We start from the raw sequence: 11,213 nt of genomic DNA, 5'->3' as shown, positions 1-11,213 counted from the left end.
CTTCGGCGCCATGCACCGCCAAACCACTCCGACACCGCTCGGAGCGCCGAACATCGAAGCCCGCCCCGGACGACACCCCACCCCGGCACCGACCCCGGCCACCCCCGACCCCGCCACCCGCCCGGCCAGGGCGACGGCACCGACCCCGCCAACCCGCACCCCGCCCGGCCAGGGCAGCGGCCCCCGACCCCGTTGACACGCGGTGACGCCGCGGCGGAGACTGCGGGCGCGCCCCACCGGGCGTGCCCGGGGGCGTGGTCCGGTGCCCACATCGGCGCCGCCCGCGCCGCCGATCGTACGGAGCCGCCCAGGAGAGCCCGCATGAGCATCCGCACCGTCCGCGACGTCTACGTCGTCGACGCCGTCCGCACCCCCATCGGCAAGTTCGGCGGCGCCCTCGCCGGAGTCCGCCCCGACGACCTCGCCGCGCACGTCGTCCGCGCCCTCGTCGACCGGACCCCCGACCTCGACCCCGCCCGCATCGACGACGTCGTCTTCGGTGACGCCAACGGCGCGGGCGAGGACAACCGCGACGTGGCCCGTATGGCCGTGCTCCTCGCCGGGCTGCCCGTCACCGTCCCCGGCGCCACCGTCAACCGCCTCTGCGGCTCCGGCCTGGAGGCCGTGATCCAGGCGGCCCGCGCCATCGCCCTCGGCGACGCCTCCGTCGCCATCGCCGGCGGCGTCGAGTCGATGACCCGCGCCCCCTGGGTGGTGCAGAAGCCCGAGCGCGCGCACCCCGCCGGGCATCAGCAGATGTGGTCCACCACCCTCGGCTGGCGCATGACCAACCCCCGCATGCCCGCGGAGTGGACCGGCTCCCTCGGCGAGGGCGCCGAGCTCATCGCCGAGAAGCACGGCATCACCCGCGAGGCCCAGGACGCCTTCGCCCTCGACAGCCACCGCAAGGCCGCCACCGCCTGGAACGCCGGACTGTACGACGGCGAGGTCGTCCCGTACCCCGGCGTGGACCTCCTGCGCGACGAGTGCATCCGCGAGGGCTCCACCCCCGAGGCCCTGGCCCGCCTGAAGCCGGCCTTCCGCACGGACGGCTCCGGCACCGTGACGGCGGGCAACGCCTCGCCGCTCAACGACGGCGCCGCCGCCCTCCTCCTCACCGACGAGGCCGGCCTGGCCGCCACCGGCCGCGAACCGCTCGCCCGGATCAGCGCCTCCGCCGTCACCGGCATCGAGCCCCAGTTCTTCGGCCTCGGCCCGGTGGACGCCGTCCAGCGCGCCCTCACCAAGGCCGGCCGGGGCCTCTCCGACCTGGCCGCGTTCGAACTCAACGAGGCCTTCGCGGCGCAGGCGCTGGGCTGCCTGGCGGCCTGGCCGGAGCTGGACCCCGCCGTGGTCAACCCGCGCGGCGGCGCCATCGCGATCGGCCACCCCCTCGGCGCCTCGGGCGCCCGGCTGGCGGGCTCGGTCGCCCACCAGCTGGCGGCCGCGGGCTCGGGCACCGGCATGGCGGCGCTGTGCATCGGCGTCGGCCAGGGCATCGCCCTGGTCCTGGAACGCTGAACGAGCACACCCGCAGCGAACCCACAGCACATCCGCAGCACACCCGCAGCGCACCCACCCCGGGGCCGGGCCGGCCACGGCCCGGCCAAGGCCCGCCCCCCCGGCGCAGCGATCGTTTCCGGACAGGACCCCGCGCCAACTGCCCAATAACTGAACAGAATCCGGAGCCCCCGGTCTGGCACGATGGCGCCTGCCACCGCCGCCCCCCGCCCCGCCACCCCTCCGGAGGCCCCGCGCCATGCCGCTGCTCGACCCGACACTCTGGCAGGACGGTCCCACACTCACCGGCGGCACGGCCCCGGTGGTGGAACCCGCGACCGGGCGGACCCTCGCCACCCTCGACCTCGCCGCCCCCGCCGACGTCCCCGAGGCGGCCCTCCGGGCGGCCGCCGCCCAGCGGGACTGGGCGGGAACCGGTCACATCGAACGGGCCGCCGTGCTGCGCCGCGCCGGGGACCTGTTCACGGCCCACGCCGACGAGTTGCGGGAGTGGATCGTGCGCGAGTCGGGCTCGATACCCGGCAAGGCGGACTTCGAACTGCACGTCGCCGCCCAGGAGTGCTACGAGGCCGCCGCGCTGGCCTCCCGCCCGGCCGGGCAGGTGCTGCCCAGCGAGGCGCCCCGGCTCTCCTACACCCGCCGCGTCCCGGCCGGGGTGGTCGGGGTGGTGGCCCCGTTCAACGCGCCGCTGATCCTCTCCATCCGCTCCGTCGCGCCCGCCCTCGCCCTCGGCAACGCGGTGCTGCTCAAGCCGGACCACCGCACCGCCGTCTGCGGCGGCCTCGCCCTCGCCTCCGTGTTCGCCGCCGCCGGGCTTCCCGCCGGGCTGTTGCAGGTGCTGCCCGGCGGGGCCGAGACGGGCGCCGCCGTGGTGGCCGACCCGCGCGTGCGCGTGGTCTCCTTCACCGGGTCCACCGCCGCCGGCCGCCGCGTCGGCGAGCTGGCGGGCCGTCACCTCAAGCGCGCACACCTGGAGTTGGGCGGCAACTCGGCGCTCGTCGTGCTCGCCGACGCCGATGTCGAGGCCGCCGTCGCGCAGGCCTCCTGGGGTTCCTTCTTCCACCAGGGCCAGATCTGCATGACCGCCGGGCGCCACCTCGTCCAGGCCTCGCTCTACGACGAGTACGTGGAGCGCCTCGCCGCCCGCGCCGAGGCGCTCGCCGTCGGCGACCCCCACCGCGAGCGCGTCCACCTCGGGCCGCTGCTGGACGCCACGCAGCTGGAGCGGGTGCACGGCCTGGTCGAGGAGAGCCTGGAGCGGGGGGCCAAGCTCGTCGCCGGAGGGACGTACGAGGGGCTGTTCTACCGGCCGACCGTGCTCGCGGCGGTCTCCGACGACACCCCCGCCTACACCGAGGAGGTCTTCGGCCCGGTGGCACCCGTACGCTCCTTCACCACCGAGGACGAGGCCGTGGAACTGGCCGCCGCCGGCCCCTACGGGCTCTCCCTCGGCATCGTCACCCGCGACGCGGCCCGCGGTCTGGAGCTGGCCGGGCGCATCCCGACCGGCATCGCGCACGTCAACGACCAGACCGTCAACGACGAGGCGGTCGCCCCCTTCGGCGGGGTCGGGGTCTCCGGCACGGGCGCCCGCTTCGGCGGCGAGGCCAACCTGGACGCCTTCACCGAACTCCGCTGGACCACCGTCCGCCGCACCCCGCCCGGCCACCCCTTCTAGGGACACCCGCGCCGGACCGGAATGCCACGGGGCGGCCGTTCGTTCAAGCAGGGCAAGCAGAACGCAGCGACCAGGAGGTCAGGAAACCGTGGCTACCGTCGAGCTCACCAAGGAGAACTTCGACCGTACGGTCAGCGAGAACCCGTTCGTGCTGATCGACTTCTGGGCCGGCTGGTGCCGCCCCTGCCTCCAGTTCGCCCCGGTCTACGAGAAGGCCGCCGAGGCCAACCCGGACCTGGTGTTCGCCAAGGTGGACACCGAGGCCCAACAGGAGCTGGCGCAGGCCTTCCAGATCACCTCGATCCCCACGCTGATGATCGTCCGGGACCAGGTGGCCGTCTTCGCGCAGCCCGGCGCCCTGCCGGAGGCCGCGCTCACCGACCTGATCGGCCAGGCCCGCGCCCTCGACATGGACGAGGTCCGCGCGAAGATCGCCGAGCAGCAGCAGCAGCGGACGGCGACCGACGAGGAGCAGGGCGGCGCCCCCGGCACGCCGGAGGGCTGAGCTTGCCGGACGCGGCCCCCGTCCCACGGCGACACTGGACGGCATGACCGAACCGGTGGAGTACGACGTCGTGGTGCTCGGCGGGGGCCCGGCAGGCGAGAACATCGTCGACCGGACCCGCGCCGCCGGGCTGAGCACGGCGCTGGTCGAGAGCGAACTCGTCGGCGGGGAGTGCTCGTACTGGGCCTGCATCCCCAGCAAGGCGCTGCTGCGCCCGGCGCTGGCCCGCGCCGACGCCCGCCGGGTGCCAGGGCTGGCCGGGGCCGTCTCCGGGCCGCTCGACGCCGAGGCGGTGTTCGCGCACCGCGACTACTGGACGGGCGACTGGAACGACGGCGGCCAGGTCGACTGGATCGCCTCCACCGGCGCCCACCTGTACCGGGGCCACGGCCGGCTGTACGGCACCCGCAAGGTCGCCGTCACCAGCCCCGAGGGCGTGCACCACGTGCTCTCCGCGCGGCACGCCGTCGTCGTCGCCACCGGCACGCGGGCCGTCCTGCCGGACCTCCCCGGGCTGCACGGGGCCGGTGCGTGGACCAGCCGGGAGGCCACCTCCGCCCGGCACGTGCCCGGCCGGCTGCTGATCGTCGGAGGCTCCGTCGTGGCGTGTGAGATGGCCACCGCCTGGCAGGCCCTCGGCTCGCGGGTCACCGTCCTGGCCCGCGGGTCCGGGCTGCTGCCGAGGATGGAGCCCTTCGCCGGGGAACTGGTCGCCGAGGCCCTGACCGCGGCCGGTGCGGACGTCCGCACCGGGGTGGCCGTCGAGGCCGTCGTCCGGGACGGGCCGACGGGCCCCGTCACCGTGGTCCTCGAAGGCGGCGAGCTGCTGGAGGGCGACGAGCTGCTGATGGCGACCGGGCGCGCGCCGCGCACCGAGGACATCGGGCTGGACACCGTCGGGCTGACCCCCGGCGACTGGATCGCCGTCGACGACAGCTGCCGGGTCGGGGGCCACGACTGGCTGTACGCGGTCGGGGACGTCAACCACCGGGCCCTCCTCACCCACCAGGGCAAGTACCAGGCCCGGATCGCCGGAGCCGCCATCGCGGCCCGCGCGGGCCGGGGGACCGGCGCCCCCGCCCCGGACACCGCCCGCTGGGGCCCGTACGCGGCCACCGCCGACACCGAGGCCGTACCGCAGGCCGTCTTCACCGACCCGGAGGCCGCGTCGGTCGGCCTGACCCTGGCGGAGGCCGAGCGCTCCGGGCGCCGGGTGCGCGCCGTCGACCACGACCTCGGCAAGGTCTCCGGCGCCGGCCTGTACGCCGACGGCTACCGGGGCCGGGCCCGGATGGTCGTCGACCTCGACCGGGAGGTGCTCCTCGGCGTCACCTTCGTCGGCCCCGGCGCCGCCGAGCTGCTGCACGCGGCCACGGTCGCCGTCGTCGGGGAGGTCCCGGTCGACCGGCTGTGGCACGCGGTGCCGGCCTTCCCGACCATCAGCGAGATCTGGCTCCGTCTGCTGGAGGCCTACCGGGGCTGAGGGGCGTCCGCCGGCTCCCGTCCACCGGGCTGACCGGCGGCCCCGCCCGGTTCACGTGCGCAGGTACGAGGCCCCGTTGACGTCGAGGACCGCGCCCGAGCTCCACCGGGCCGCGGGCGAGGCCAGGTACAGCACGGCGGAGGCGATCTCCTCGGGCTCGGCGACCCGGCCGAAGGGGCTCTGGGCGCGGATCCCCTCGCCCTCCGCGCCCCGCAGCCGGCCGGAGACCCGCTCGGTGGCCACGAACCCTGGGGCCACGGAGGCCACGGTGATGTCGTGGGGCGCCAGGGAGACGGCCAGGGACTGGCCGAGGGCGTGCAGCGCAGCCTTGGTGGCCCCGTACGCGGGATGGTCGGGCTCGCCCCGGAACGCCCCGCGCGAGCCGACGTTGACGATGTGCCCCGGCCGGCCCTCGTCGATCATCCGGCGGGCCACGCAGTAGCTGACGTCGGCCGCGCCGAAGAGGTTCACCGCCGCCGTGCGGCGCCAGGCCTGCTGCCAGTCCGTGTACGAGGTGGTGGGCAGCGGGTGCGCGACCATCGCGGCGGCGTTGTTGACCAGGACGTCCACCCCGCCGAGGGCCGCGGCGGCTTCGGCCACCAGCTCCTCGACGCGCGCCGGATCGCCGAGGTCGCCGGTGACCAGGACGTGGCCCTCCCCGTCGAGGGCGGCCAGGGTCTCCCGGGCCTCGGCGTGCGGGGCGGAGGCGTGGACGGCGACCCGGTCGCCCTGCCGGGCGAACGCGGTGGCGACGGCCCGGCCGATGCCCCGGGAGGCACCGGTGACCAGGACGCCCCGGCTCGCCCCGGGGGGTGTGGAGGGGATCGCGGGCTGGGTCATGGGAACTCCTTCGGCGGTCGGCTCCGGACCGGTCACCGGCCCGCTGACCGCCCCATCCGATCATGAAGCGGCGCCGCCCTCACCCGGATTCCGCCGGCGCCCGTACCCACCCTCCGGCGGATCTCCGCCGGACCCCGGCACCACCACCGACCACGCCCGCCCGCCCCGCCCCCCTGCCGAGCCCACCCCGCCGGCCGAGGCCGACCGCCTCCCGGCCGCACCTCGGCTTTCCACCGGTCGCCGATGTCCCCCGGCTGCCGCCGGGAGGTGCCCCACCGCAGTGGCTCCCTCCTCCGCCTTGCAATCCACGGCACCAGACGCCCCGGGCTGTCCGACCCTGATCCGCCCGACACCCCCTGGGCCCGGCCCCGGCCCCGGCGGCCCCCCGCCGGTGCCGGCCGGCGTCCGCAGGACCTCAAGGTGTGCCGCCCGGGCCGAGTGCCGCCCGGGTCAGGACGGCGACGACCTCCTCGTCCGGGGTCTGGGAGAAGTCCCGGTACCACTCGCCGACCGCCCGGAACCCGGGCCGTACCGAGGGGCAGACCACCTCGTCCGCCGCCCCGCGCAGCGCGGCGACCGCCTCGGGCGGTGCCACCGGGGCGGCCAGCACCACCCGCGCCGCCCCCGAGGCACGGGCGATCGCGCAGGCGGCGGCGGCCGTGGCCCCGGTGGCGATCCCGTCGTCCACGACGACCACCGTCCGCCCGGCGAGCGGGACCCGCGCCCGGCCCTCCCGGTAGCGCCGCGCCCGCCGTTCGAGCTCCGCCTCCTCGGCGCGCTCGACGGAGTCCAGGTCGGCCCGGGAGGCGCGGCTGCGCCGGACGACGTCCTCGTTGACGATCCGCACCCCGCCCTCGCCGATGGCACCGAAGCCCAGCTCCCGGTGGCCCGGAACGCCGAGCTTGCGGACCACGATCACGTCGAGCGGGGCGCCGAGGGCCCGGGCCACCTCGTACGCCACGGGCACCCCGCCCCGGGGCAGCCCGAGGACCACGGGGTCCGCGCCCGCCAGGTGGCGCAGCGCGTCCGCCAGCACGCGCCCCGCGTCCGCGCGGTCGGCGAAGACCCTGCCGCTGAAGGGCGTCACCACGGCTCACCCCGTCCCCGGACCCCCCCCGTCGAACGGACCCCCTTCGAACGAACCCCATCCGCGGCCGTCCCGCAACCGGACGGGAAGGCGTGCACCCCGCCACGGCGGCGGAAGGCGGGCCCGCCACCGCTCCCACCTGCTCGGCTAGGTTGAACGGGCCTTTCCCGGCCGCCGGGTGACCGACCGTCACCGAACCGGCCGGGGCCGGCCGCAGTCCTGTACCCGCGATGGAGGAGCCACCGTCCGTGATCGTGATAGCGCAGCTCAGTGACGTCCACTTCGACGGCGGCCCCCGGGCCGCCGAGCGCACCCGCGCGGTGCTGGAGTACCTGGACGCCCTCCCGTACGACCTGGACGCGGTGCTGGTCAGCGGGGACATCGCCGACAACGGGACCCCGGCCGAGTACGAGCAGGCCCGCGCGCACCTCGTCTCGCGGCACCCGATGGTCGTCTGCCCCGGCAACCACGACGAGCGCACCGCCTTCCGGCGCGGCCTGCTGGGCGAGGCGGACCCGTCCGTCGGGCCGGTGGACCAGGTACTGCGCGGGGAGGGCTTCGTGCTGGCCGTGTGCGACTCCTCCGTCCCCGGCGAGCACCACGGCCGTCTGGAGGACCCCACCTTGGAGTGGCTCGACGGCGTCCTGGCCGGGACCCCGCGGGAGGTGCCGGTCCTGGTCGCCTTCCACCACCCGCCGGTCGAGCTGCACACCCCGTACGTGGACGGCATCCGGCAGTTCGGCGAGGAGCGGCTCGCCGCCCTGGCCGGACGCCACCCCCACCTGCGCGCCTTCCTGTGCGGGCACGCCCACACGGCCGCGGCGACCACCTTCGCCGGCCTGCCGCTGCTCGTCGCGCCCGGGGTGGTGTCCACCCTGCGGCTGCCCTGGGAGGCGCCGGCCGGTCCCGACGAGCACGTGTACCTCGACGAGCCGCCGGCCGTCGCCTTCCACGTGCTGGGCGAGGACGGGCGGCTGACGACCCACTACCGGGTGGTCGTCGCCCGCCGGTAACTGCTCCCGTCCCGGGTCCGGGTGAGGTGCCCCGAGGTGATCAGGTAGCGGCGCAGCGCCGAACAGTCCTCGTGGACGGTCCGCAGCGCGTCGTTCACCTCGGGCTCCGAGTACGCCCGTTCCGGGGCGAACAGGGTCTCGGTGAGGTGCGCCAGCAACTGCTCGCGCCGGGCGGCCTTGCGCGGGATGGCGACGAGACGCCCGCCGGAGAACAGGTCGGACACCCCGCGCGGGGCCCGGGCGGCGGGCTCGTGCACCGGCGATCCGGCGCTCTGCTGATCGGCGCTCTGCTGATCGGCACTCGGCCGACCGGTGTTCTGTGACATGCCCCCGAGCTTCGCCCGGGCCCCGCGGCCGGGGCAACGCAATATCCGCCGCCGCCCCCCGCGGTCCGCGGGGGCGGCGGCGGACCGGGCCGCCGTCAGGGCGTGACGGTGATCTGCTGCGCGGAGTCGGTGGTGTCCGAGACCAGGTAGACCGCGTTGAAGGTGGACGAGGTCGCGCTGGTCGGGCAGCCGAAGCCGCCGGTCACCGTCACCGGCACGGAGGCGTTGGTGAAGGTCAGGCTCGACGGGGCGCCGTTGGCCCAGGTGGCCGGCACGCTCGCCGGGCCGCCCGGAGCGGCGGTGACCGTACAGGTGGCCAGGCCCGAGGTGTGTACGACCAGACCGCCCGTCGGCACCGTCATGGTGGCCGTGACCGGTGAGCCGTTCTGCATGGACACCGACCAGGCGCCGCTCGTGGTCACCGTCGGCGTCACGCCCGGCATGCTGGACGTGCAGGAGCTGTAGGTCGGCGGGGAGATCGGCGAGGAGACCGGGCCGGCCGCGTTGTGGTTGCCGGGGGCGGCCGGCACCGAGCCGGTGGAGACGGAGACCGAGCAGGTCACCGTCACCGAACCGGCCTTGAGGGTGGCCTTCCCGCTGAGCGAGGCCTTGAAGGCGTGCCCGGCGGGGGTGACCGTGGTCGACCCGGCCAGCGGTAACGGAGCGGCGTGGGCGGTGGTGGAGGCCACCGTCAGGGCGGCGGCCGCCGCCATGCCGAGGGCGAGCGCGGTGCGCGTACGGCTCATGGCTGTGCTCCTTGGGGATCGGGGTGCGGAGTGGGGGAGGTCCCGGCGGGGGAGGGCCGGGCGGGGGCGGCGGAGCCCCCGGCGCGCGGGGTGGCGACGGGCTGCCAGGCGAACATCAGCCCGCCGCCGAGGATGCCGAGCAGGGTGCCGATCAGGAACCCGCCGAGGTTCGACAGGACCAGCGCGGCGGTGGCGATCAGGGTGGTCAGGACCCCGGCGAGGCCGCGCTGGCGGGGCGAGAACCAGGCGGTGAGACCGAGGACGATCATGATGACGCCCATCAGGACGGACGGGATCCCCGCGATGCCCTGCTGGAGCATGATCTTCAGTGGTGCCAGCGGAAGTACGCAGATCCACGCCCCGGCCAGGACGGCGAAGAGGCCGCCCCAGAAGGGCCTGCCGCGCCGCCACCGCCGCCAGCGGCTCAGAAGCATTCCTTCTTGCCCTTGCTGATGTTCATGCTCAGCCCGGAGAGCTTGAAGGTGCCGGCGTTCGTCGCCCACGCCGTCTGCTGGAGGCTGCTGATGCTGACCTTGTCCGCCTGCTGGGCGAACAGGTCCTGCATGCCCTGCGCCTCGGCCGGGCCCTTGTCCAGGGTGGAGGCGTCGCGCCCGATCTCGATGTTCGTGAACTGCGCGTCACCGGCGAGCTGGGTGGCGTCCACGAACAGGTTGGAGGCCTCGACGGGGGTCTTCTGACCGGCGGTCAGGTTCAGGGAGATGTCCCCGATGACCGGCAGGCTGGTGACCACCGACTGGCAGAGGCTGTGGAGCTTGGCCTCCTTGATGGCGGTGACGGCCACCGGGATCAGCTCCTGGCGGGCGTTGACGTCGACGCTGCCGTACTGGGCGAAGCCCTCGCCCTCCAGGCTGGTCGCCGACACCTTGAACTGCTGCCCCGACACCGCGAAGGAGGCGGCGAGCGCGCCCTGGGCGAGGGCGATCCCCAGCCCGGCGGTCACCGCCACGGCGGGCACGGTCAGCAGCGCGAACCTGCGCCAGCGGACCCTGCCCTCCACTCTGCTCGCGGACTCGTCGCCGACTCCGCCCTCGGAATCGAATTCGGGTAAGTACGGTGAATCTGCCATGAGATCGTCCCTTATCTCGGCTGTGCACCTTTGTTACCGACGAGTTGAATGTAAGAGTGCCAATGGTGGTTGGCAAGGTTGTGCGAGCGCACCCTTTAGGCCGACTCCTACTGCTCCGTACGCAGCAGTTCGGCGACCTCCGCCTCCACCCGCCGCCCCATCGCCCGGGCGAACTCCGAGGCCACCACCTCGCCCGCCACGGGCCGCAGCGCCGCGACCGCCTCGCGGACGTGATCCAGCTGGGTGGCCGAAAGCGGCCCCAGCCCCTCCGGGCCGATCACATGCCTCCGGAACAGTCCCACGAACCGGTCCGCCAGCGCCGCCGCCTGTTCCTGCACGAACTCCCCGGCGTCCAGGATCTCCCCGAGCGGCATCCCCTGCCGCACCAGCGCCACCGTCGCCTCCAGCAGCCTCCGGCTCGGGTACGTCACCCGGTCCCCGTCGACCCGTACGTAACCCAGCTCGGCCGCCCGCCGGGTGTGCGCGGCCGTCGCCCCCGGGCCGAACAGCTCGCGCAGCTCGGTCCGGGTCATCGTCACCGGCTCCTCGGAGACCCAGTCCCGGGTCATCTCCCGTTCCAGGCCCAGGAGTCGGGACAGGCCTCCGCCCTGCTCCCAGGCGTCCAGCAGCTCGCCGATCCCGTTGACCGTGTAGCCCCGGCCCAGCAGGTCGCTGATCAGCCGCAGCCGGGTCAGGTGGTCGTCGGAGTACCAGGCGATCCGGCCCTCCCGGCGCGGCGGGGGCAGCAGCCCGCGCTCCTGGTAGTAGCGCAGGTTGCGCACCTTCACCCCGGCCGCCCGGGCCACCTCCTCGCGGCGCCAGCGCCGCCGCCCGTACCCGTCGTCCGTCCCCGCCCCAGTGCTCACGCGGCCGAGTGTAGGACCTACCGGCGGGTGTACCGGCAGGTCACATGGGGCGGCGGGGGCG

At 75.4% G+C, this 11,213-nt stretch carries 11 protein-coding genes and 1 pseudogene; 5 read left to right on the top strand and 7 right to left on the bottom strand.

Going from position 1 to position 11,213, the window contains the following annotated elements; genetic code table 11:
- Positions 1–321: 321 nt before the first annotated feature.
- The 4 genes from ACFVXK_RS22635 to ACFVXK_RS22620 all read left to right on the top strand — a co-directional run bounded on the left by ACFVXK_RS22635 (position 322) and on the right by ACFVXK_RS22620 (position 5,187).
- Positions 322–1,521: a thiolase family protein gene (locus ACFVXK_RS22635; protein WP_389614354.1), complete on the top strand. Its 1,200-nt coding sequence runs from the start codon at positions 322–324 to the stop codon at positions 1,519–1,521.
- 238 nt (positions 1,522–1,759) lie between these two features.
- Positions 1,760–3,199 (top strand): aldehyde dehydrogenase family protein, encoded by a 1,440-nt coding sequence (locus tag ACFVXK_RS22630; protein ID WP_389614352.1) that lies wholly within the window; start codon positions 1,760–1,762, stop codon positions 3,197–3,199.
- Between the two features lie 88 nt (positions 3,200–3,287).
- Positions 3,288–3,704, top strand: a complete 417-nt coding sequence (locus ACFVXK_RS22625) for a thioredoxin family protein (RefSeq protein ID WP_389614350.1) — start codon at positions 3,288–3,290, stop codon at positions 3,702–3,704.
- Positions 3,705–3,747: 43 nt separating this feature from the next.
- On the top strand, positions 3,748–5,187 hold the full coding sequence (locus ACFVXK_RS22620) for a dihydrolipoyl dehydrogenase family protein (protein WP_389614348.1): 1,440 nt from the start codon (positions 3,748–3,750) through the stop codon (positions 5,185–5,187).
- A 51-nt stretch (positions 5,188–5,238) separates the two neighbouring features.
- Here ACFVXK_RS22620 and ACFVXK_RS22615 read toward each other — a convergent pair whose 3' ends face one another.
- Both ACFVXK_RS22615 and ACFVXK_RS22610 read right to left on the bottom strand, forming a co-directional pair.
- The gene (locus tag ACFVXK_RS22615) at positions 5,239–6,027 is read right to left on the bottom strand and encodes an SDR family NAD(P)-dependent oxidoreductase (RefSeq protein WP_389614346.1); all 789 of its coding nucleotides are present in this window, start codon (positions 6,025–6,027) and stop codon (positions 5,239–5,241) included.
- Positions 6,028–6,457: 430 nt separating this feature from the next.
- Positions 6,458–7,114: pseudogene (locus ACFVXK_RS22610) on the bottom strand (phosphoribosyltransferase); the annotation flags it as partial.
- Between the two features lie 248 nt (positions 7,115–7,362).
- Between ACFVXK_RS22610 and ACFVXK_RS22605 the strand changes: the two are divergent.
- A complete protein-coding gene (locus ACFVXK_RS22605) occupies positions 7,363–8,127 on the top strand; it encodes a metallophosphoesterase (RefSeq protein WP_389614344.1) in 765 nt (254 codons plus the stop codon).
- On the opposite strand, the gene ACFVXK_RS22600 is transcribed toward ACFVXK_RS22605, so the two are convergent.
- The 5 genes from ACFVXK_RS22600 to ACFVXK_RS22580 form a co-directional block, all read right to left on the bottom strand.
- Positions 8,100–8,453: a DUF2087 domain-containing protein gene (locus ACFVXK_RS22600; protein WP_389614342.1), complete on the bottom strand. Its 354-nt coding sequence runs from the start codon at positions 8,451–8,453 to the stop codon at positions 8,100–8,102. The two genes, ACFVXK_RS22605 and ACFVXK_RS22600, sit on opposite strands and share 28 nt — an antisense overlap.
- A 95-nt stretch (positions 8,454–8,548) precedes the next feature.
- Positions 8,549–9,199, bottom strand: coding sequence for a hypothetical protein (locus tag ACFVXK_RS22595; protein ID WP_389614340.1), 651 nt, complete (start codon positions 9,197–9,199; stop codon positions 8,549–8,551).
- Positions 9,196–9,633 carry a DUF6114 domain-containing protein gene (locus ACFVXK_RS22590; RefSeq protein ID WP_389614338.1) on the bottom strand — a complete coding sequence of 146 codons (438 nt, stop codon included), beginning with the start codon at positions 9,631–9,633 and terminating at the stop codon, positions 9,196–9,198. The genes ACFVXK_RS22595 and ACFVXK_RS22590 overlap by 4 nt, the downstream gene beginning before the upstream one ends.
- Entirely contained in the window at positions 9,624–10,181 is a 558-nt protein-coding gene (locus ACFVXK_RS22585) for a DUF6230 family protein (RefSeq protein WP_389614358.1), read from the bottom strand. Before ACFVXK_RS22585 ends, ACFVXK_RS22590 begins: the two co-directional genes overlap by 10 nt.
- A gap of 212 nt (positions 10,182–10,393) precedes the next feature.
- Positions 10,394–11,152: a MerR family transcriptional regulator gene (locus tag ACFVXK_RS22580; protein WP_389614336.1), complete on the bottom strand. Its 759-nt coding sequence runs from the start codon at positions 11,150–11,152 to the stop codon at positions 10,394–10,396.
- Positions 11,153–11,213 lie beyond the last annotated feature (61 nt).

The sequence above is a fragment of the Streptomyces sp. NPDC058157 genome (assembly GCF_042884105.1).
GTDB lineage: Bacteria > Actinomycetota > Actinomycetes > Streptomycetales > Streptomycetaceae > Streptomyces.
Note: the sequence above shows the minus strand (reverse complement) of the source record. Positions and strands in the feature narration are given on the sequence as shown.